The sequence below is a fragment of the Rhodococcus sp. IEGM 1372 genome (genome assembly GCF_030056835.1).
Lineage (GTDB): Bacteria > Actinomycetota > Actinomycetes > Mycobacteriales > Mycobacteriaceae > Rhodococcoides.
The window spans coordinates 1-21,409 of sequence record NZ_JASHKS010000002.1 but is presented as its reverse complement, the minus strand read 5'-3'; the positions used below and the strand labels follow the sequence as shown (position 1 = coordinate 21,409).

18 protein-coding genes are annotated in these 21,409 nt (G+C 65.4%); 16 read left to right on the top strand and 2 right to left on the bottom strand.

Annotation, left to right across the window (positions count from 1 at the left end; all coding sequences use genetic code 11):
* The first annotated feature begins 31 nt into the window (after positions 1-31).
* The 14 genes from QM590_RS02565 to QM590_RS02500 all read left to right on the top strand — a co-directional run bounded on the left by QM590_RS02565 (position 32) and on the right by QM590_RS02500 (position 17,208).
* Positions 32-838 carry a TrmH family RNA methyltransferase gene (locus QM590_RS02565; protein WP_269593967.1) on the top strand — a complete coding sequence of 269 codons (807 nt, stop codon included), beginning with the start codon at positions 32-34 and terminating at the stop codon, positions 836-838.
* Between the two features lie 73 nt (positions 839-911).
* Complete coding sequence (gene pheS / locus QM590_RS02560; protein ID WP_269593968.1) at positions 912-1,979, top strand: phenylalanine--tRNA ligase subunit alpha; 1,068 nt, start codon at positions 912-914, stop codon at positions 1,977-1,979.
* A 56-nt stretch (positions 1,980-2,035) separates the two neighbouring features.
* Positions 2,036-4,522 (top strand): phenylalanine--tRNA ligase subunit beta, encoded by a 2,487-nt coding sequence (gene pheT / locus QM590_RS02555; protein WP_269593969.1) that lies wholly within the window; start codon positions 2,036-2,038, stop codon positions 4,520-4,522.
* 113 nt (positions 4,523-4,635) lie between these two features.
* On the top strand, positions 4,636-5,193 hold the full coding sequence (locus QM590_RS02550) for a hypothetical protein (protein ID WP_269593970.1): 558 nt from the start codon (positions 4,636-4,638) through the stop codon (positions 5,191-5,193).
* 52 nt (positions 5,194-5,245) lie between these two features.
* The gene (argC, locus tag QM590_RS02545) at positions 5,246-6,301 is read left to right on the top strand and encodes an N-acetyl-gamma-glutamyl-phosphate reductase (RefSeq protein WP_269593971.1); all 1,056 of its coding nucleotides are present in this window, start codon (positions 5,246-5,248) and stop codon (positions 6,299-6,301) included.
* A 32-nt stretch (positions 6,302-6,333) separates the two neighbouring features.
* Positions 6,334-7,536 carry a bifunctional glutamate N-acetyltransferase/amino-acid acetyltransferase ArgJ gene (argJ, locus tag QM590_RS02540; RefSeq protein WP_269594004.1) on the top strand — a complete coding sequence of 401 codons (1,203 nt, stop codon included), beginning with the start codon at positions 6,334-6,336 and terminating at the stop codon, positions 7,534-7,536.
* A complete protein-coding gene (gene argB, locus QM590_RS02535) occupies positions 7,533-8,447 on the top strand; it encodes an acetylglutamate kinase (protein ID WP_269593972.1) in 915 nt (304 codons plus the stop codon). Before argJ ends, argB begins: the two co-directional genes overlap by 4 nt.
* Positions 8,444-9,649: an acetylornithine transaminase gene (locus QM590_RS02530; protein ID WP_269593973.1), complete on the top strand. Its 1,206-nt coding sequence runs from the start codon at positions 8,444-8,446 to the stop codon at positions 9,647-9,649. Before argB ends, QM590_RS02530 begins: the two co-directional genes overlap by 4 nt.
* Positions 9,646-10,581 carry an ornithine carbamoyltransferase gene (gene argF, locus QM590_RS02525; protein WP_094640068.1) on the top strand — a complete coding sequence of 312 codons (936 nt, stop codon included), beginning with the start codon at positions 9,646-9,648 and terminating at the stop codon, positions 10,579-10,581. The genes QM590_RS02530 and argF overlap by 4 nt, the downstream gene beginning before the upstream one ends.
* Positions 10,578-11,093 (top strand): arginine repressor, encoded by a 516-nt coding sequence (locus tag QM590_RS02520; RefSeq protein ID WP_037192611.1) that lies wholly within the window; start codon positions 10,578-10,580, stop codon positions 11,091-11,093. The genes argF and QM590_RS02520 overlap by 4 nt, the downstream gene beginning before the upstream one ends.
* 51 nt (positions 11,094-11,144) lie before the next feature.
* The gene (locus QM590_RS02515) at positions 11,145-12,344 is read left to right on the top strand and encodes an argininosuccinate synthase (protein ID WP_094640067.1); all 1,200 of its coding nucleotides are present in this window, start codon (positions 11,145-11,147) and stop codon (positions 12,342-12,344) included.
* Positions 12,341-13,789: an argininosuccinate lyase gene (gene argH / locus QM590_RS02510; protein ID WP_269593974.1), complete on the top strand. Its 1,449-nt coding sequence runs from the start codon at positions 12,341-12,343 to the stop codon at positions 13,787-13,789. The genes QM590_RS02515 and argH overlap by 4 nt, the downstream gene beginning before the upstream one ends.
* Before the next feature lie 105 nt (positions 13,790-13,894).
* Positions 13,895-16,915, top strand: coding sequence for an AMP-binding protein (locus tag QM590_RS02505; protein ID WP_149406072.1), 3,021 nt, complete (start codon positions 13,895-13,897; stop codon positions 16,913-16,915).
* An 86-nt stretch (positions 16,916-17,001) separates the two neighbouring features.
* Positions 17,002-17,208, top strand: coding sequence for a Trm112 family protein (locus QM590_RS02500; protein WP_037192601.1), 207 nt, complete (start codon positions 17,002-17,004; stop codon positions 17,206-17,208).
* A 45-nt stretch (positions 17,209-17,253) separates the two neighbouring features.
* Here the strand turns inward: QM590_RS02500 and QM590_RS02495 are convergent, their stop codons facing one another.
* Together QM590_RS02495 and QM590_RS02490 are read right to left on the bottom strand one after the other, a co-directional pair.
* Entirely contained in the window at positions 17,254-18,009 is a 756-nt protein-coding gene (locus tag QM590_RS02495; RefSeq protein ID WP_269593975.1) for an ABC transporter permease, read from the bottom strand.
* Complete coding sequence (locus QM590_RS02490; protein WP_269593976.1) at positions 18,006-18,737, bottom strand: ABC transporter ATP-binding protein; 732 nt, start codon at positions 18,735-18,737, stop codon at positions 18,006-18,008. Before QM590_RS02490 ends, QM590_RS02495 begins: the two co-directional genes overlap by 4 nt.
* Positions 18,738-18,817: 80 nt before the next feature.
* Here QM590_RS02490 and QM590_RS02485 point away from each other — a divergent pair, with 80 nt between their 5' ends.
* Together QM590_RS02485 and tyrS are read left to right on the top strand one after the other, a co-directional pair.
* A complete protein-coding gene (locus tag QM590_RS02485) occupies positions 18,818-19,462 on the top strand; it encodes a DNA-3-methyladenine glycosylase (protein WP_269593977.1) in 645 nt (214 codons plus the stop codon).
* 38 nt (positions 19,463-19,500) lie between these two features.
* Positions 19,501-20,775 (top strand): tyrosine--tRNA ligase, encoded by a 1,275-nt coding sequence (tyrS, locus tag QM590_RS02480; RefSeq protein ID WP_269593978.1) that lies wholly within the window; start codon positions 19,501-19,503, stop codon positions 20,773-20,775.
* Positions 20,776-21,409 lie beyond the last annotated feature (634 nt).

The following is a 21,409-nucleotide window of genomic DNA, read 5'->3' as shown; positions in this document are numbered from 1 at the left end:
GACGTACGACGACTCAACACCGAAACGGCCCGTGGATTCGCTGACCGAGCGAACTCCGCGGGTCGTTTCGGCCGTCAAGCTCGCTCGAGCCGCGGAACGCAAGAAGACCGGGCTCTTTCTGGCCGAAGGCTTCAATGCGGTGTCAGAGGCGGCCCGGTCCCGGTTGGTTCGTGAGCTGTTCTTCACCGCGGATGCTTTCGAGCGCCACCATGACCTCATCGCGTCCGTCGAGGCGGGTGGCGTACGAGTTCATCCGATCACCGACCGTGCTGCGAAAGCCTTGTCCGACACGGTCACTCCGCAGGGTCTCATCGCAGTCACCGAGTTGGTCGACGTCCCGATCGACCGTGCGTTGGCCGGAACACCGCGGCTGGTGGCCGTACCGGTGGAGACGGCCGAGCCGGGCAATGCCGGGACTGTGATTCGCGTCGCCGACGCGGCAGGAGCGGATTCGGTCGTTCTGCTGGGCGATTCGGTGGATCCCCACAACGGCAAATGCGTCCGCGCCTCGGCGGGCAGCGTGTTCCATCTGCCCATCGCTCGGGAGCGATCGATCGAGTCCGGAATCGACGCGTTGCGCAGGGCGGGTCTGACCATCGTCGCGACGGCCGCCGATGGCGAAGTGGACTTGGACGACGCGGACGAGCTGCTCACGCAGCCGACGGCGTGGTTGTTCGGCAACGAGGCACACGGGCTCTCGGAGTCCGTGACGCGCGACGCCGATCACCGCATTCGAATCCCGATCCACGGCCGCGCCGAGAGCCTCAACCTGGCGACCGCCGCGGCGATCTGCCTGTACGCGAGTGCCAGGGCGCAGCGACGCTCCGAAACCCCGTGAGCAGGTCTCACCTAGGATCGATACCTGTCTGTTCTGAGCAGACACCGACTATTACTCGAGGAGTGCAGCTGTCGTGGCGAAGAAAGATGGCGGACCCGAGCCGGTAGATCCGTCCGTTCTCGAGGAGTCCGCGCTCGGATCCGCAGTGGACTCGGCCGAGCAGGCGTTCGCCGACGCGTCGGACCTCGATGCTCTGACCAAGGTCAAGATCGATCACGTGGGCGGCAAGGCTCCGTTGGCACTGGCGCAGCGCGCGCTCGGTGCGATCCCGGGGGATCAGAAGGCGGACGCGGGCAAACGCGTCAAGGCAGCGCGTGATCGAGTGCAGAAGGCCTTCGACGAGCGACGCGCCGTGCTGTCGGCCGAGCGTGACGCCGCCATCCTGGTTGCAGAAACCATCGACGTGACACTGCCGACCGACCGAGCTCCCATCGGCGCCCGGCACCCCATCACGATCATCGCCGAACAGGTTGCCGACGTGTTCGTCGGAATGGGCTGGGAAGTCGAAGAAGGCCCCGAGGTCGAGACCGAACACTTCAATTTCGACGCGCTGAACTTCCTGCCCGACCACCCGGCACGCACGATGCAGGACACGTTCCACATCGCGCCGGAGGGTTCGCGTCAGGTTCTGCGTACTCATACCTCCCCGGTGCAGGTTCGGTCGATGCTCTCGCGTGAGGTTCCGATCTACGTCGTCTGCCCGGGACGGACGTTCCGCACGGACGAACTCGACACGACGCACACTCCGGTCTTCCATCAGGTCGAGGGTCTTGCGATCGACAAGGGCCTGACCATGGCGCACCTGCGCGGCACACTGGATGCGTTCGCGAAGGCGTTGTTCGGCAACGACACCCGCACACGCATGCGTCCCAACTACTTTCCGTTCACCGAGCCGTCGGCCGAGGTCGACGTGTGGTTCCCGAAGAAGAAGGGCGGGGCCGGTTGGGTCGAGTGGGGTGGTTGCGGAATGGTCAACCCGAAGGTACTGCAGGCCAGTGGCATCGATCCGGAGGTCTACACCGGATTCGCGTTCGGAATGGGTCTCGAGCGGACGCTCCAGTTCCGCAACGACATCCCGGACATGCGCGACATCGTCGAAGGCGACATCAGGTTCACTTTGCCCTTCGGTGTTCAGGCCTGACGGACGTTCTTCACCCGCCCCACTTCTTCTCGGATACAAGAAAGAGCTGAGCACACGTGCGAGTCCCACAATCCTGGCTGACCGAGGTCCTGCACGCGGGGACGCCCGACTGGGCCGTCTCGCCCGAGGAACTCGACGCCGGTTTCGTGCGGGTCGGGTTCGAGGTCGAGGAACTCGATTCGCTGGACAACGTGACCGGGCCACTCGTGGTCGGTCGGGTCAGTTCCATCGAGGAGCTGACCGAGTTCAAAAAACCGATTCGCTTCTGCCTGGTGGACGTCGGAGCAGCCGAGCCACAGGAAATCGTGTGCGGGGCCAGGAACTTCGCCGAGGGTGACCTGATCGTGGCCGCGCTGCCGGGCAGCGTCCTGCCCGGGGGATTCGCCATCGCGTCGCGCAAGACCTACGGCCGCAACTCCAACGGCATGATCTGCTCGACGCTCGAACTCGGGTTGGGTAAGGATCACTCCGGAATTCTGGTGCTGCCCGAGGGCACGGCCGCCCCGGGTGACGACGCCAAAGCCGTTCTAGGCCTGCTGGACTCGGTCATCGAGCTCAACGTGACGCCGGATCGCGGTTACGCCTTCTCGGTCCGCGGACTTGCCCGCGAACTGGCCTGCAGTTTCGACCTTCCGTTCGTTGATCCGGCGCGCACGGTCCCCACCGAGGTCACCGGTGACGCCTGGTCGGTCACCGTCGAACCGAACTCGGGCGCATCGCGATTCGCGTTGCGCAAGATCGTCGGTATCGATCCGACGGCGACGACGCCCTGGTGGATGCAGCGTCGACTGCTGCTGGCAGGCGTACGCCCGATCTCGGCGGCCGTCGATGTCACCAACTACGTGCTCCACGAACTCGGCCAGCCGCTGCATGCATTCGACGCGGCCAAGCTCGACGGCGATCTGGTCGTCCGTCGCGCGAACGCGGGGGAGAAGCTGACCACACTGGACGGCGTCGAGCGTTCCCTCGATGCCGAGGACGTCGTCATCGCCGACGGCTCGGGAGCGATCTCGTTGGCCGGTGTCATGGGCGGTGCGTCCACCGAAGTCGACGACTCGACCACCGAGGTCGTGCTCGAAGCGGCATCGTTCGATCCACTCGCGGTGTTCCGCACCGGTCGTCGCCACAAGCTCTCCAGCGAGGCCAGCAAGCGTTTCGAGCGGACCGTGGATTCGGCTCTGCCTGTCGCAGCACTCGATCGGGCCGCACAGTTGTTGGTCGAGATCGCCGGCGGCCGGATCGAGCCCGTGTTGACCGATATCGGCGAGGCAGCCGAATATCCCACGATCACGATGGACTTCGACCTGCCGGACCGAATCGCCGGAGTGCAGTACCCCAACGGAACCGCTGCCCGACGGTTGACGCAGATCGGTTGCGGAGTCGAGGTATCGGTCGACGACGACGGGCACGGCCAGCTCATCGTCACCCCGCCGTCCTGGCGACCGGATCTGGTGCAGCGCGCCGACCTGGTGGAAGAGGTCCTGCGGCTCGAAGGGCTCGAACAGATCCCGTCGGTACTTCCGTCGGCCCCGGGCGGTCGTGGCCTCACTGCCGAACAGAAGCGCAGGCGTGCCGTCGGCAAGGCACTCGCGTTCTCCGGGTACGTCGAGGTGTTGCCTCCGGTGTTCCTGCCCAAGGGCGTGTTCGACACGTGGGGTCTCGACGCGGACGACCCACGGCGCGCGACCACCTCGGTGCTCAATCCACTCGAGGCCGACCGTCCCGAGCTCGCGACCACTGTGCTTCCCGGTTTGCTCGAGATGCTGAGCCGGAACATCGCGCGCGGTCAGCGAGACGTCTCGCTGTTCGGCATTGCTCAGGTGGTGCTCCGACACGACGCCACCGCAGCTGTGGACGCGTTGCCGGTCGACCGTCGTCCCACCGACGACCAGATCGCCATGCTTCGTGGATCGCTGCCGGCGCAGCCGGTGCACGTGGGCATGGTGCTCACCGGTCAGCGTGAGTTGTCGGGTCCGTGGGGTCCCGGCCGCGCGGCAGAGGCCGCCGATGCGTTCGCTGCGGTACGTACGGTTGCCGAGGCGTCCGGAGTGCACGTCGATCTTCGGGCGGCGCAGCACCTTCCGTGGCATCCGGGTCGGTGCGCGGAGGTCCTGCTCGACGGTGAGGTCGTCGGATACGCGGGCGAGCTGCATCCGGCCGTGCTCGAGCGGGCGGGCCTGCCGCCGCGTACGTGTGCCGTCGAGTTGAGCCTGAGCGCTCTTCCCGTCGTCGAGTCGCTCCCTGCCCCCGAGGTGTCGCCGTATCCGGCGGTGCTGCAGGACGTGGCAGTGGTGGTCGACGCGTCCGTACCTGCGGCGTCGGTGGAAGCCGCGCTCACGATCGGCGGTGGCGACCTGCTCGAGTCGATTCGACTGTTCGACGTCTACGAGGGTGAACAGGTCGGCGAGGGTCGCAAGTCGCTGGCGTTCGCGCTGCGGTTCCGAGGTGCCGACGGCACCTTGACCGAGGATCAGGCAACGGCTGCCCGCGATGCGGCGGTCGACGCGGCATCGAAGGCCGTCGGCGCGCAGTTGCGCAGTTGAACCAGCGCAGCTGCGCAGTTGAACCAGCGCAGCTGCGGGGTCGATCCGTGCATGCCCGGGCTCGTGTGTCCGTAGCGTGGAGTCACGAGTACCACGGGTGACGGGAGCAGCGCATGAGTGAATTCGGAACAGACGGTGCGGCGACGGATCTTCAGGTGATCGAGGAGGTTCTTGCCGCCGTGGCGGGTCGTCCGCGACTCGCCCCGGTGGCAGCTGCCGCGTCTGCTCTGGCCGCCGAGTTGGGTACTGCTGAACCCGAATCCACTGGACCCGATCGCGGCGCACCACCCGGAACGGTTCCCGACGTGGACGTTCCGCAGGTGACGAAGCCGCGGATCGACCAGCCGCTCGGTGATCCACCACCGGGGGCTCCGCTCGGCGGCACGGTACCGGGGATCATCGATGCGGAGCTGGTCGACGACCTGCCTGTCGGTACCGAATACGGTTCCGGTGCGGTGAGCGCGCCGATCGGTGACTTCACCGATTCGGGGGTGCCCACGTGGGACGGTGTGCGCGACAAGGTCGAACAGCGATCGGGTACAGCCGTCGGCGCGGAGGAACTGGACCGAGAGTCCAGGGCGGGCCGTGACCTCGACGAGCAGTGGAACGAACGCCAGGAAGCCGGCCGGAAGAAGCTCGACGAGATCCGCAGGTCCATGGGTGGACGCTGACACACCGGACCCGTTCATGAATGAGCTTGCATGATGCTGCATAATAAACCGCATGACTATTTCGGAGGCCACGCCGAGGCGCATCGCGGTGGCGGGCGCAAGTGGGTACGCCGGCGGTGAGATTCTTCGATTGCTGCTCGGGCACCCGGGAGTGCGCGACGGTTCGTTGGTCATCGGCACTCTGACCGCGGGCGGCAATGCCGGTGCGACGCTGGGTGAATTCCATCCCCATCTGTTGCCTCTCGCAGACCGCGTTCTCGCCCCGACCATCGTCGACGAGCTCGCGGGTCACGACGTCGTGTTCCTGGGGCTCCCGCACGGCAAGTCCGCCGAACTCGCGCTGCAGCTGCCCGAGTCCGTGGTGATCATCGATTGCGGGGCCGACTTCCGCCTCACCGACGGTGCGGCGTGGGAGAAGTACTACAAGAGTCCGCACGCGGGCAGTTGGCCGTACGGCTTGCCGGAGTTGCCGGGCTGCCGTGAGCGATTGGTCGGTGCCACTCGTATCGCCGTCCCCGGGTGTTACCCGACGGTGTCGTCGCTCGCGCTCGCACCCGCTGTCGCCGCAGGCATCATCGAGCCCCGCGTCAATATCGTTGCTGTCAGCGGTACTTCGGGTGCAGGCCGAGCTCCGAAGGCAGATCTTCTCGGTTCGGAGGTGATGGGTTCGGTTCGGGCGTACGCGGTTGCGGGCGCACACCGCCACACTCCCGAGATCGTGCAGAACCTCTCGGCGCTCGCCGGTAGCGCTGTTGCGGTGTCCTTCACGCCGGTTCTCGCACCGATGCCTCGCGGAATCCTGGCCACCTGCACCGCGATCACCACCGTCACGCAGGCGCAGGCCGTCGAGGTCTACGAGAAGGCTTACGCGGCAGAGCCGTTCGTGCACGTGCTTCCAGCCGGTCGTCTTCCGCAGACCGGTTCGGTCATCGGGTCGAACGCCGTGCAGATGAGCGTGTCGGTCGATGCGGACGCCGGCTTGCTCGTAGTGATCGCGGCCATCGACAACTTGGCCAAGGGCACGGCGGGAGCTGCCGTCCAATCCATGAATCTTGCACTGGGAATCACCGAGACCGAGGGTCTCTCTACCGTAGGAGTAGCACCATGAGCAGCGTCGGGAGCCAGGCGGAGGCCGTCGGCATGATTGCGGGCAAGCTCGTGCGCACGCAGGGTGTCACCTGTCCTGCAGGTTTCCGCGCTGCCGGTATTCCGGCCGGAATCAAGGCGAGTGGCAAGTCCGATCTGGCCTTGGTGTTCAACGAGGGTCCCGATTTCGCTGCGGCGGGTGTTTTCACCCGCAACAAGGTCAAGGCTGCGCCGGTGTTGTGGTCGCAGCAGGTGCTCTCCACCGGACGGCTGCGCGCGGTCATCCTCAATTCCGGTGGTGCCAATGCCTGCACCGGTGCGCCGGGCTTTCAGGACTCGCACCGTACAGCCGAGGAAGTGGCGTCCGCACTGAGCAATTGGGGTTCCGAGACCGGAGCGATCGAGGTCGCCGTGTGCTCGACGGGTCTCATCGGTGACCGGCTCCCGATGGACAAGCTGCTGCCCGGTGTGACCGAGGTGGTGCACGAACTCGCGGGCGGAATTTCGGGTGGCACCGATGCGGCGTACGCGATCATGACCACCGACACCGTGCCCAAGCAGGCAGCCGTTCATCATGCCGACAAATGGAACGTCGGCGGCATGGCCAAGGGTGCAGGCATGCTGGCACCGTCGTTGGCCACGATGCTCAGCGTCATCACCACCGATGCTGTCGCCACCGCAGACCAGCTGGACAAGGCACTGCGCGCGGCGACCCGGATGTCCTACGACCGGCTCGACGTCGACGGCGCGTCCTCGACCAACGACACCGTGCTGCTGCTCTCGTCCGGGGCCAGCGGAGTCGCACCGTCGCAGGAAGAACTCGATGCCGCGGTCCTGGCGGTGTGCGACGACTTGGCCGACCAGATGATGGCCGACGCGGAGGGCGTGACCAAGCGGGTGCGGATCACCGTGTCGGGCGCGATGAGCGAGGACGACGCCCTGATCGGCGCTCGCGCGGTCGCCAGGGACTCCCTGACCAAGACGGCCCTGTTCGGGTCGGATCCCAACTGGGGCCGGGTGCTCGCGGCAATCGGTATTGCCCCGATCGAGCTCGATCCTGATCGAATTGCCGTGTCCTTCAACGGAAATCCGGTCTGCATCGACGGCGTGGGAGCGCCGGGAGCTCGGCAGGTCGATCTGTCCGGCGTCGACATCTCGGTGACCATAGATCTCGGTCTCGGCGCAGGGTCGGCCACCATCCGAACCACCGATCTCTCGCACGCGTACGTCGAAGAGAATTCGGCGTACTCGTCATGACCTCGGCCGCACTGCAGTTGACGGCCGCGCAGAAGGCCTTCACGCTCGCAGAGGCTCTGCCCTGGCTGCAGCGATTCTCGGGCAAGGTCGTCGTCGTGAAGTACGGCGGAAATGCCATGATCGACGAGAATCTGAAGCGGGCGTTCGCGGCCGACATGGTGTTTCTGCGCACCGTCGGAATCCATCCGGTCGTCGTTCACGGCGGTGGGCCGCAGATCTCGGCCATGCTGACCAGACTCGGCCTGGCCGGTGAATTCCGCGGCGGATTCCGCGTCACCACCCCCGAGGTCATGGACGTCGCGCGGATGGTGCTGTTCGGTCAGGTCGGGCGTGAGCTCGTCGGCCTGATCAACGGTCACGGTCCGTATGCCGTCGGAATTTCCGGTGAGGATGCGCACCTGTTCACCGCGACGCGTCGCACCGTGCTGGTCGACGGCACCGAGACCGACATCGGTCTCGTCGGGGACGTCACGTCGGTGAACCCGGCCGCGGTCTTCGATCTCATTGCAGCAGGACGTATTCCGGTGGTGTCCACCATCGCGCCCGACCGCGACGGCGTCGTCCACAACATCAACGCCGACACTGCGGCAGCGGCGCTCGCCAGTGCCCTCGGTGCCGAGAAGATGGTGGTGCTCACCGATGTCGAAGGCCTGTACACGGATTGGCCCGATCGCAGCTCGTTGACCTCCGAGATCGACGCGTCCACGCTCGAGGCGTTGCTGCCCTCACTCGACGCCGGGATGGTGCCGAAGATGGAAGCGTGCCTGCGGGCGGTTCGAGCCGGTGTTCCGTCGGCTCATGTCATCGACGGTCGCGTCGAACATTCCGTGCTGGTGGAGCTGTTCACCGGTGAGGGAATCGGCACCATGGTCACCCCCGATCACTCTTCTACGTCAGGAGTCACGCCATGACCGGCACCGAGTCCACCCTCGATCTGCAACAGCGGTGGTCGAATTCGTTGATGGACAACTACGGTGTTCCGCGCGTGGCGCTCGTCCGCGGCGAGGGCGCGGTGGTGACCGACGCCGACGGAAAGCAGTATCTGGACCTGCTCGCGGGTATCGCCGTGAACATCCTCGGACATGCGCACCCGGCGGTGATCGAGGCGGTCACCACTCAGCTGTCCACCCTCGGGCACACCTCGAATCTGTATGCGACAGAACCCGGTATCGCGTTGGCCGAGCAATTGCTCGCGCAGCTCGGTGCCGGGGCCACCGGTCGGGTGTTCCTGTGCAACTCGGGAACCGAGGCCAACGAGGCGGCGTTCAAGATCGCTCGCCTGACCGGCCGTCCCAACATCGTGGCGGCGGAGAAGTCGTTTCACGGACGGACGATGGGCGCTCTCGCTCTGACCGGTCAGCCGGACAAGCGGATCCCGTTCGAGCCGATGCCTGCCGGCGTGCACCACGTTCCGTACGGCGATGTGGCCGCGCTGGAAGCCGCCGTCGATTCCGACACTGCCGCAGTGTTTCTCGAACCCATCATGGGTGAGGGAGGCGTGGTGGTCCCGCCGGAGGGATATCTTCTCGCCGCCCGCGAGATCACCGCGAAGCACGGCGCACTGCTGGTCCTGGACGAGGTGCAGACCGGCATCGGCCGAACGGGTTGGTTCTACGCTCACCAGTCGGTCGGCATCGTGCCCGACGTCATCACGCTCGCCAAGGGTCTGGGCGGCGGCCTGCCCATCGGGGCCTGCATCGGCATCGGAGCGGCGGGGGAGTTGCTGCATCCGGGCAAGCACGGCACCACATTCGGTGGTAACCCCGTATGCGCGGCGGCGGCTCTGGCCGTGCTGCGCACCATCGCCGACGAGGACCTGCTCTCGCACGCCGACAGCATCGGCAAGACCATCGCACACTCCATAGAGAATCTGGATCACCCTCTGGTGAGCCATGTTCGGGGTTCGGGCCTTCTCCTCGGTGTGGTCCTCACCGACGCCGTCGCACCGGCGGCCGAAGCCGCCGCGCGCGAGGCAGGCTTCCTCCTCAACGCGGCCCAGCCCGACGTGCTTCGGCTCGCACCACCGTTGATCATCACCGAAGAGCAAGCCGCGTCGTTCGTGACGGCGTTACCGGCAATTCTCGACGCAGCACAGGAGGCTCATCAGCCATGACCGTTCAGCATTTCCTCCGGGACGACGACATCACGCCCGCGCAGCAGGGTGAAATCCTCGCTCTGGCAGCCGAACTCAAGCGTGCTCCGTTCTCGAAGCGTCCGCTCGAGGGCCCCAAGGGAGTCGGCGTCATTTTCGAGAAGAACTCGACACGGACCCGCTTCTCGTTCGAGATGGGCATCGCGCAGTTGGGTGGTCATGCCGTGGTGGTGACGGGCCGCGACACCCAGTTGGGTCGTGAGGAGACGCTGCAGGACACGGGGCGGGTTCTCTCGCGCTACGTCGAGGCGGTCGTGTGGCGCACGTTCGGGCAGAAGCGGCTCGAGCAGATGGCGACCGGCGCAACGATTCCGATCGTCAACGCCCTCTCCAACGAGTTCCACCCGTGCCAGGTTCTGGCGGATCTGCAGACCCTGATCGAGCACAAGGGAAATCTGCAGGGGCGCACCTTGGCCTACTTCGGTGACGGTGCCAACAACATGGCGCACTCGCTGCTCATCGGCGGAGTGACGGCCGGGCTGAACGTGCGGATCGCTGCGCCCAAGGAATTTGCCCCGCTCGGCTACGTTCTCGACGCGGCGCATGCGCGTGCCGAGGAAACCGGGGCCACCATCACCATCACCGAGGACCCGGTCGAGGCCGCCGCCGGCGCCGATGCGCTCGTCACCGACACCTGGACGTCGATGGGCCAGGAGAACGACGGTCTCGATCGCGTCGCCCCGTTCCGGCCGTATCGAATCGATTCGGACCTGCTCTCGAAGGCCCAGTCGGACGCCGTCGTGCTGCACTGCCTACCCGCACATCGCGGCGAGGAGATCACCGACGAGGTGCTCGACGGTCCTCAGAGTGTTGTCTGGGACGAGGCCGAGAACCGCCTGCACGCGCAGAAGGCACTGCTGGTGTGGCTCCTCGAACAGGCCCGACGACCATGAGCGAGGACGTCACTGCGGTGCCGTTGACCGCGTCGACCCGCGCGGGCAGGCAGGCACGGATCATCGCGTTGCTGGCCACCCATCAGGTGCGCAGTCAACCGCAGCTGGCGTCGTTGCTCGCAGCCGAAGGGATCGACACCACTCAGGCCACACTCTCGCGGGACCTCGAGGAACTGGGTGCCGTGAAACTGCGCGCGCCGGACGGTGGAGTGGGGGTGTACGTCGTGCCCGAGGACGGCAGCCCGGTCCGGGGAGTGTCCGGCGGCACCGACCGCCTCCTGAAGTTGCTGGGGGAGTTGTTGGTGTCCACCGATCACAGCGGAAACCAGGCCGTCCTCCGCACGCCACCGGGCGCGGCGCACTACCTGGCCAGCGCTCTGGATCGTGCTGCGATGCCCGAGATCGTCGGGACCATCGCCGGTGACGACACGATTCTTTTGATCGCCCGCGAGCCACATACCGGTGGCGAGGTCGCGGACAAGATCGAAAAGCTTGCTCGACGCGGTAACTGAGATCCGGTTACCCATCATGCGCATCAAGAACAACGAAGGAGCTTGAACACCATGGCCGAACGCGTCATCCTCGCCTACTCCGGCGGACTCGACACCTCCGTCGCCATCAGCTGGATCGGCAGGGAGACCGGCAAGGAGGTCGTTGCCGTCGCCATCGATCTGGGGCAGGGCGGCGAGGACATGGACGTCGTGCGCCAACGCGCACTCGATTGCGGCGCAGTCGAATCCGTCGTCGTCGATGCCAGGAACGAGTTCGCCGACGAGTACTGCTTGCCGACGGTGCAGTCCAACGCGCTGTACATGGATCGGTATCCGCTGGTGTCGGCGATCAGTCGTCCGCTCATCGTCAAGCACCTCGTGGAGAACGCGCGGGCGCACGGCGGAACCGTTGTCGCACACGGGTGCACGGGCAAGGGCAACGACCAGGTTCGCTTCGAGGTCGGCTTCAACACCCTCGCCCCCGAGCTCGAGGTGTTGGCACCGGTTCGCGACTACGCGTGGACGCGCGAGAAGGCGATCAAGTTCGCCGAGGAGAACGACATCCCGATCAACGTGACCACCAAGTCGCCGTTCTCGATCGACCAGAACGTGTGGGGGCGCGCGGTGGAGACCGGCTTCCTCGAGGACCTGTGGAACGCGCCGACCAAGGACGTCTACGACTACACCGAGGATCCGACGGTCAACTTCCAGGCTCCGGACGAACTGATCGTCTCGTTCGACAAGGGTCGCCCGGTCGCGATCGACGGTCGCCCGGTCTCGGTGCTCGAAGCGATCCAGGAGCTCAACACTCGTGCCGGAGCGCAGGGTGTCGGCCGGTTGGACGTGGTCGAGGATCGGCTCGTCGGCATCAAGAGTCGCGAGATCTACGAGGCACCCGGTGCCATGGTGCTCATCCGCGCCCACGAGGAGCTCGAGCACGTGACCCTCGAACGCGAACTCGGTCGCTACAAGCGCCACACCGACCAGAAGTGGGCCGAGCTGGTGTACGACGGCCTGTGGTATTCCCCGCTCAAGGGTGCTCTCGACACGTTCGTGGAGCACACGCAGGAGCACGTCTCCGGCGATATTCGCCTGGTTCTGCACGCGGGCGGGATCATCGTCAACGGACGGCGCAGTGGCGAGTCGCTGTACGACTTCAACCTTGCCACCTACGACGAGGGCGACACGTTCGACCAGTCCGCGGCCAAGGGATTCGTTCAGCTGCACGGACTGTCGTCGAAGATCGCCGCGAAGAGGGACCTGGGCCTGTGACGAATTCGGAGACCGCACACGGAACCAACGAAGGTTCGCTCTGGGGCGGCAGATTCGCATCGGGGCCGGCCGCCGCCATGGCAGCGTTGAGCAAGTCGACGCACTTCGACTGGGTCCTCGCGCCGTACGACATCCGCGCATCCATGGCGCACGCCCGAGTGCTGAACGGTGCCGGACTGCTCACCCCGCAGGACCTCGAGACCATGCTCGACGGTTTGCAGCGACTCGCCGATGACGTCGCCTCCGGTGAATTCGTGGCAGCCGAATCGGACGAGGACGTGCACGGTGCCCTCGAGCGCGGTTTGATCGACCGGGTCGGACCCGAGGTCGGTGGCCGGCTGCGTGCGGGCCGGTCGCGTAACGATCAGGTGGCCACGCTGTTCCGCATGTGGCTGCGCGACGCCGTCCGCCGGGTGTCGGTCGGCGTTCTCGATGTGGTCGACGCGTTGGCCACCCAGGCAGCGGCGCATCCGACGGCCGTCATGCCGGGCAAGACGCATTCGCAGGCCGCGCAGCCGGTGTTGCTGGCGCATCATCTGCTCGCGCACACCCATCCGTTGTTGCGCGATGTGCAGCGCTTCGCGGATTTCGACACGCGAGCAGCGGTGTCGCCGTACGGTTCCGGTGCTCTCGCCGGTTCGTCGTTGGGGCTGAGTCCGGAGAAGATCGCTGCCGAGCTCGGGTTCGACTCGTCCGCCGAGAACTCGATCGACGCCACGTCCTCACGTGACTTCGCCGCCGAGGCGTCCTTCGTGTTGGCGATGACGGCGGTGGATCTGTCGCGATTCGCCGAGGAGGTCATCTCGTGGAGCACTCCCGAGTACGGCTACGTGACGCTGGCCGATGCGTGGTCGACCGGCAGCTCGATCATGCCGCAGAAGAAGAATCCGGACGTCGCGGAGTTGACTCGCGGAAAGACCGGCCGCTTGATCGGTAATCTGACCGGCCTGCTGGCCACGCTGAAGGCGCAACCGTTGGCCTACAACCGTGATCTCCAGGAAGACAAGGAGCCGGTGTTCGATTCGGTCGCGCAGCTCGAGTTGTTGCTCCCGGCGCTCACCGGGTTGACGGCGACACTCGAATTCCACACCGAACGCATGGCCGAGCTGGCACCGGCCGGGTTCACTCTTGCCACCGACATCGCCGAGTGGATGGTGCGGCAGGGGATCGCGTTCCGGGTTGCCCACGAGGCCGCGGGTGCCTGCGTTCGGGCGGCCGAGGCGCGAGGCGTCGGGCTGGTGGATCTGACCGACGAGGAACTCGCCGCGATCGATCCGGCACTCACTCCCGACGTTCGCGAGGTGCTCACGGTGGAGGGCTCGATCTCGTCGCGCGATGCCCGCGGTGGGACGGCCGCCGTGCAGGTTGCTCATCAGCTCGGGGGCGTGCGGGCGACTGCCGCGACCCTGCGTGCGTGGGCCGAGGAACCGGTGTTGCAGCACTGAGAGGGCAATCGATATCCACGCCGGTTTCCTCGAGTGTGATGTGAGAAGCTTTCGTCACGCGAAGACCGATGCCGGTCGTTCCGTCGGGCCGAACGCAGGAGTGTATTGGTGGGACTGAATGCAGATGCCGTACGTGGACCACTGCGGCGTGCCATCGCCACAGCCCAGAACGGTCTCGAGGTCATTCGTCTGGGTGGGCTCGAAACCGAGGTGGATCCGTCGCCGTTTCGGGTGATGGATCGCGAGCCGATGTATCGGCTTCGGCGGTATTTCCCCGACGATGTGCCCGCGGACAGTCCTCCGGTGGTGCTCATTCCGCCGATGATGGTCTCCGCGGACGTCTACGACGTCACCACCGACCAAGGTGCGGCCGGAATTCTGCACGGCATGGGTCTGGATCCGTGGGTTGTCGATTTCGGGTCACCCGATACCGAAGAGGGTGGATGGGGCCGTACGCTCGCCGATCACGTCGTGGCGATCAGCGAGGTCGTCGACAAGGTGCACGAGCACACCGGTCGCGACGTCCACCTGGGTGGCTACTCTCAGGGCGGCATGTTCTGCTACCAGGCAGCCGCCTATCGAGGTGGCCGAAATCTGGCCAGCCTCATCACGTTCGGAGCTCCGGTCGACACGCTTGCCGGTCTGCCGCTCGGGATTCCGGCAGGCGTGGCGACGCGGGGAGCGGAGTTCCTCGCCGATCACGTGTTCACTCGGCTCGCTGTGTCGGGGTGGATGGCGCGGACGGGATTCCAGTTGCTCGATCCGGCGAAGACCGTGCGGTCGCGCTTGGACTTCCTGCGGCAGTTGCACGATCGTGAGGCGCTGCTCCCACGCGAGCCGCAGCGTCGCTTTCTGGCGATGGACGGGTGGGTGGCGTGGTCCGGCCCGGCCGTTGCGGAGTTGTTGAAACAGTTCGTCGTCCACAACCGCATGATGACCGGCGGTTTCGTCATCAAGGACAGATTGCTGACTCTGGCCGAACTCACGGTGCCCGTGCTCGCCTTCGTCGGCGAAGTCGACGACATCGGTCAACCGTTGGCCGTGCGCGGCATCCAGCGCGCTGCCCCGCGTGCCCAGGTATTCGAAACCACCTTGCGCGCAGGCCATTTCGGACTGGTTGTCGGAAGTACCGCGGCTGCACAGACCTGGCCGACGACGGGAAACTGGATTCGGTGGCGCGAGGATCTCGGACCGAAGCCGGAGGCGGTCCGTGTGATGGAGCGCGAGGACCACGGCGATTCCGAAAGCGGTGTGTCGATCACCAATCGATTGATCCACACCGCTGCCTCCATCGCCGAGGTGGGAGTCGGTGTCGGCCGCGGGCTGGCGTCCGCGGCGACCGGCGCGGTGCGCGGAACCCGCGAAATCTCGTCCGAGGCCGTGCGTACGTTGCCGAGGCTCGCCCGCCTCGGGCAGATGCAGCCGCACAGTCGAGTGTCGTTGGGGCGCTTGATCGCCGAGCAGGGACGTAAGTCTCCGAACGGCGAGTGCTTCCTGTTCGACGACCGGGTGCACACCTACGATGCGGTCAATGTCCGCATCGACAATGTGGTGCGCGGATTGATCAGTGTCGGCGTGCGACCTGCGTCGCGCATCGGTGTGTTGATGGAGACTCGTCCGAGCGCGTTGGCCGCGATGGCGGCCCTCTCGCGGATCGGGGCCGTACCTGTTCTGCTGCAGCCGGGCAGCGACCTGACCGCAGCCCTGCGAACCGTCGACGTCGACACGGTGATCGCCGATCCGGAAAACGCTGCGGCGGCGGTCCCGGTGGCACCGAACGTCCTGGTGCTCGGCGGCGGTGAGACTCGGCGCCTCGACATCCCGTCAGGCTACGAGGTGGTCGATCTCGAGGCCATCGATCCCGACGCGGTGCGTCTGCCTCAGTGGTACGAGCCGGATCCGGGTCGTGCCCGCGAACTGGCGATGATCCTGTTCACGACCACAGATCGCGGTCTCGAACCGAGATACATCACCAATCATCGCTGGGCGTTGTCTGCGTTCGGAACCGCGACGACGGCCGCGCTCGGACCCGGAGATACTGTCTATTGCCTTGCCCCGCTACATCATTCGGCCGGGATTCTCGTCACTATCGGTGGTGCGCTTGCGGGCGGGTCACGCATCGCGCTCTCCCGTGGTCTCGAGCCCGAGCGGTTCAGCGAAGAGGTGTACCGCTACGGCGTCACCGTCGTGAGCTACACCTGGACGATGATGCGGCAGATCCTCGACGACGGCCGGTTCCCGGTCGACTCCGGCCACCCGGTGCGCCTGTTCATCGGCTCCGGTATGCCGGTGGGGCTGTGGCGTCGCACGCTGGCGCGGTTCAGCCCGGCTCGGGTGCTCGAGTTCTACGCATCCACCGAGAACGACGTGATCCTGGCCAATGTGGCCGGCTCGAAGATCGGCTCCAAGGGACGTCCGCTGCCGGGCAGTGCACGGGTTGCGTTGGCGGCCTACGACCCGATCACCGGCCGTCTCGAAGAGGACGACGACGGTTTCGTCCGGCAGTGCCGTGACGACGAGATCGGGCTGCTCCTCGGCCGACCGAGCGGGGACGGCGAAGCGACCAGCCATGTCATGCGTGGAGTCTTCGAGCCCACGGATGCCTGGATCCCCACCGAGAACCTCTTCCGTCGCGATTCCGACGGCGATTACTGGCTCGTCGACCGCAAGGACACCGTGGTGCGCTCGGCGTGCGGTCCGGTGTACACCCAGCCGATCGTCGATGCGGTAGGTGACCTGGATCAGGTCGATTCGGCCGTGGTCTACGGAGTTCGGGTGACATCCGATCGGCCACGATCGGTGCGCGTCGAGGCTTCGGCCACCGAGGTGGCCGTCTGCGCCATCTCGCTGCAACCGGAGGCGGTGATCACCGCTCGTGCATTGACGGACGCTCTCGGAGTGCTGCTCCCGGCCGAGCGGCCGGCGATCGTGCACGTGGTGCCCGAAATTCCGGTAGGACGCGCGTACCGACCGACCGCGACGGCGTTGAAGAAGGTCGGCATTCCGACGCCGAGTGCACGTTCGTGGTTCTACGACTCCGAGTCGAACAGCTACCGTCGATTGACGAAAGCTGTTGTGGCCGAACGGTTCGTCGGGCGCGAGGCCGCGGCCGAAAAATCGTCGTAGGAACGAGTCGGCACGGAAGAATACGGGTTCGGTAGCGTAAGCGAGTACACCACTCCGGTTCGACCGGAGCAGAGCAAAGGACACCTGTGGCAATCGATTCGACACTGCTTTCCATACTCGCGTGCCCGGTGGACAAGGGCCCGCTGCTGTTGATCGAAGGGGAACTGCTCTACAACCCGCGACTGCGGCGTGCATATCCGATCGAGAACGGCATCCCGGTGTTGCTCGCCGACGACGCCCGCGATGTCGACGACGCCGAGCACGAGTCGATCCTGGCTCGCGCCACGTCCTAGAACTCTCGGCCGCGCGCCGGGTTCGTCGACTACAGGGTTCGTCGACTACTGGGTTCGTCGACGCAATGTCGCGGCGGCTCCGCTCAGCGCGGCGACGGTGAACGCCGTGACCACGGCGATGTCGGTCCACATGCGCCCGGTGACTCCGGGGTACCTGGATATCTCCTGGAGCGCGTCGACCAGGTAGCTCAGCGGCAGGACATCGCTGATCGTGCTCAGCCAGTTCGGCATCTGGTCGCGCGGCACCAGGAGTCCGCAGAGAAACAGCTGTGGAATCACGACCACCGGCATGAACTGGACGGCTTGGAACTCGGTGCGAGCGAATGCGCTGCACAGCAGTCCGATGGCGACCCCGAGCATCGCTCCCAGGACTGCGATCACCAGTACCCAACCTACCGAGCCCTCGATGTCGAGCCCGAGAAATCCGAACGCGACGGTGCATGCGAGTACCGCCTGTCCGACGGCGGCCAGCGAGAACGCGGACCCGTAGCTCGCGAGCAGATCCAGTTTGGACATCGGAGTCGTCAGCAGGCGTTCGAGCGTTCCCGAGGAGCGTTCACGCTGCATCGAGATCGACGTGATCAGGAACATGACGACGAACGGCAGGATGCCGAGCATCGTGATGGCGATCCGATCGAACAACGACTGCTGATCAGGCGGGGTCGGCACGTCTCGGTACAGGTAATACAGCAACACCATCAGCAGGGACGGAACGAGCAGCACCATCGCCACCGATCGATGGTCTGCTCGTAGCTGTCGCAGTATGCGGCCCGTGCCGGCTGCGTAGATCCGCGCGTTCACGATGTCTCCTCGGTGGATCTGATGAGGGACAGGAATGCGCGATCGAGGGTCGTTTCGTTCGTGCGCGCGAGTAGCGCGTCCGGGCTCGAGTGGGCGAGAACGGTGCCGTCGCGCATCAGAACGAGACGGCTGCAGTGCTCCGCTTCTTCCATCACGTGGCTCGAGACCAGCACCGTTGTGCCGCTTGCCGCGATATCGGCGAAACGCGACCACAGCTCCGAGCGCAGCACGGGATCCAAGCCGACCGTCGGTTCGTCGAGGACGATCAGCTCGGGTTTGGCAACCAGCGCGCTGGCCAGGGAGACCCGCCCCAGTTGGCCGCCGGAGAGTTCGCCCGCCCGTGACGACGCGTGGTCGGCCAGTCCGACGGTCTCGATGGCGGACGCGACGTCCGCGCGCCGGCGACCGTACAGCGACCCGAAGTACTGCACGTTCTCGCGAACGGTGAGATCTCGGTAGACGCTCGGTGCCTGGGTCACGTACCCGACGGTGCGGCGCAACGGTGCCGAGCCGGCCGGCGATCCGAGTACTGTCACGGTTCCGCTGCTGACGATCTGAGTGCCGACGATCGATCGCATCAAAGTCGTCTTACCACAGCCCGATGGACCGAGAAGTCCGGTGATGACACCACGGGGGATTGTCAGGGACAGATTGTTCAGCACCGTTCGCTTGCCGCGGCGAACCGTCAGCCCTGTGATCTCGACGGCGTGTTCACCGGTGAACGCCATAGCGGCCTCCAGACTTGTCGGATGTCGAAGTCATAGCCCCGTCGGCGCACGGTGGTCAAGGGCGAAGCATCATGGGATCGATGAATGTCGCTGACTTGAAGATCGGGGAACCCGACGCCGCAGCCCGACGCATCCTCGGCGGAACCGTCACCGTGGGCGACGTGTCGGTGCGCATCGTGGAAGTCGAGGCCTACGGTGGTCCGCTCGATGGTCCATGGCCGGATCCGGCCGCGCATTCCTTCCGGGGCCCGACCCTTCGTAACCAGGTGATGTTCGGTCCTGCGGGGCGTCTGTACGTCTACCTGAGCTACGGAATGCATCTTTGTGTGAACGTGAGCTGCGGCCCGGACGGTACCGCCGCTGCGGTGTTGCTTCGAGCGGGTGAAGTGGTGGCCGGTCACCACATCGTCGAGACCAGGCGCGCCGGCCGCGGTCCACGGTCCGCACGGGTCGAGGCCGGTTGGGCCCGCGGGCCCGGAAATCTTGGTCGAGCCCTTGGCGTCTCGCTGGCGGACAACGGATCGGACGTGTTCGACGCGTCGTCGGCCGTCACCCTCGAATTACTCGAGCGCCCGTTGAACGAGAAGGCCGTTGTATCCGGCCCACGGGTAGGGGTGAGTTCGGAAGCCGATCGTCCGTGGCGCTTCTGGATGCTCGGGTCGCAGGCGGTGTCGAGCTACAAACGCAGTCCCCGCGCCGCCGCTCCCGGTGGCTCGGAGGCCTGACCGACGCCTGGATGCGTCCATACGGGAGGATCGACGTCGTGAGTGAGAACATCATCGACGAAATGACCTGGCGTGGACTGATCGCACAGTCCACCGATGTGGACGCGCTGAAGAAGGCTACGTCCGAGGGCCCGATCACGCTGTACTCCGGTTTCGATCCGACAGGTCCCTCGCTGCACGCAGGGCACCTCGTGCCGTTGCTGGCGCTCAAGCGTTTCCAGCGGGCCGGCCATCGCCCGATCATCCTCGCCGGAGGTGCGACGGGACTCATCGGTGACCCTCGCGATGTAGGGGAGCGCACCATGAATTCCCCCGAGGTCGTCACCGAGTGGGCCTCGCGTATCCGTGGTCAGCTCGAACGGTTCGTCGACCTGGACGAGAGCCCGACGGGTGCAGTGGTGGTGAACAATCTGTCGTGGACGGGGGAGCTGTCCGCGATCGATTTCCTTCGCGACATCGGTAAGCACTTCTCGATCAACGTCATGCTTGCTCGCGAGACGGTGAAGAACAGGCTCGAGAGCGACGGAATGTCGTACACCGAGTTCAGCTACATGCTGTTGCAGGCGAACGACTACGTGCAGCTCCGCAGGCAATACGGCTGCAGTCTTCAGATCGGCGGCTCCGACCAGTGGGGAAACATCATCGCCGGGGTGGAGCTGAACCGGCGCCAGGACGCCGAGTCGGTGCACGCCATGACGGTTCCGTTGGTCACCTCCGCCGACGGCAAGAAATTCGGCAAATCCACCGGAGGCGGCAGCCTGTGGCTCGACCCGGAGATGACGAGCCCGTACGCCTGGTACCAGTACTTCGTGAACACCGGTGACGCAGACGTGGTGAAGTACCTGCGCTGGTTCACCTTCCTGTCGAAGGACGAGTTGGCAGAACTCGAGACGGCGACCACCGAGCGTCCGCACGCGCGTGAGGCGCAGAAGCGCCTGGCCGCCGAGATGACCACGCTCGTCCACGGCGAAGCAGCGACTCGCTCGGTCGAACTGGCCAGCCAGGCGCTCTTCGGGCGGGCCGAACTGAACGAACTCGACGAGAAGACGCTCGCCGCCGCGCTACAGGAAGCGTCTGTGGCCGACATCGAGGCCGGTGCACCGAACACCATCGTCGATCTGCTCGTCGCTACGGGGTTGAGCGAGAGCAAGGGCGCTGCCCGACGCGCAGTCAAGGAGGGCGGCGCATCGGTCAACAACGTCAAGATTTCCGACGAAGAATGGACGCCCGGTGCGGACGATTTCCTGCACGGCCGGTGGTTGGTGGTCCGACGCGGAAAGCGGAACTTCGCAGGCGCCCGAATCGCGGACTGAGTTTTCAGTTGTAGTCAGTGGGCGGAGTCACATCCATGTAATTTGGTTACGACGCCCGTCAGGTGGGTAAGTGACCGGTTGCGACCAGGCCGTTCACGTGATTCACGCGTGAACGACCTGGGGATTTGACGCGTTGTTATCCGGGGCGTAACTTTGTCCAGGTCAGAGCGACACGGACGCCAGCCCAGACCGCAAGGCCTGAGCAACGCGGAGTTCGCTTCCGACACCATGAAGATGTCAAAGCCGAAAGGTTCGACTTCTTCACGGATGTGAAGCCAGTTTGACTGCGCTTGATCATCTGATCTAAGCTGGAACGGTTGCCCCGGACATCCACGAGCTTCAGCTCGAAGGTGAAAGGTGTGCGCGTGTTCTTTGAGAACTCAACAGTGTGTCGATGAATGTCAGTGCCGAATCTTTTTGGCGCTCATACCTTTTGGGGTGTGAGTGTGACATCTTCTTGCTTCATTCTTCCCGTCTGAGGTGAGAAGGTTTTGTTTGTTTTGCTAGTTGAGTTTTTTTTGCTAGTGATTTGACTCTTTATGTTTATGACTGATTTGCAGTTTCGACTGTTGATCGAGAGTCTTTTACGGAGAGTTTGATCCTGGCTCAGGACGAACGCTGGCGGCGTGCTTAA

Excerpts from the sequence above, each read along its gene's own strand:
- QM590_RS02550 (WP_269593970.1), top strand. The coding sequence starts at position 4,636 with ATGAGTGAATTCGGAACAGACGGTGCGGCGACGGATCTTCAGGTGATC.
- argC (WP_269593971.1), top strand. The coding sequence starts at position 5,246 with ATGACTATTTCGGAGGCCACGCCGAGGCGCATCGCGGTGGCGGGCGCA.
- argJ (WP_269594004.1), top strand. The coding sequence starts at position 6,334 with ATGATTGCGGGCAAGCTCGTGCGCACGCAGGGTGTCACCTGTCCTGCA.
- argB (WP_269593972.1), top strand. The coding sequence starts at position 7,533 with ATGACCTCGGCCGCACTGCAGTTGACGGCCGCGCAGAAGGCCTTCACG.
- QM590_RS02530 (WP_269593973.1), top strand. The coding sequence starts at position 8,444 with ATGACCGGCACCGAGTCCACCCTCGATCTGCAACAGCGGTGGTCGAAT.
- argF (WP_094640068.1), top strand. The coding sequence starts at position 9,646 with ATGACCGTTCAGCATTTCCTCCGGGACGACGACATCACGCCCGCGCAG.
- QM590_RS02520 (WP_037192611.1), top strand. The coding sequence starts at position 10,578 with ATGAGCGAGGACGTCACTGCGGTGCCGTTGACCGCGTCGACCCGCGCG.
- QM590_RS02515 (WP_094640067.1), top strand. The coding sequence starts at position 11,145 with ATGGCCGAACGCGTCATCCTCGCCTACTCCGGCGGACTCGACACCTCC.
- QM590_RS02490 (WP_269593976.1), bottom strand. The coding sequence starts at position 18,737 with ATGGCGTTCACCGGTGAACACGCCGTCGAGATCACAGGGCTGACGGTT.
- QM590_RS02485 (WP_269593977.1), top strand. The coding sequence starts at position 18,818 with ATGAATGTCGCTGACTTGAAGATCGGGGAACCCGACGCCGCAGCCCGA.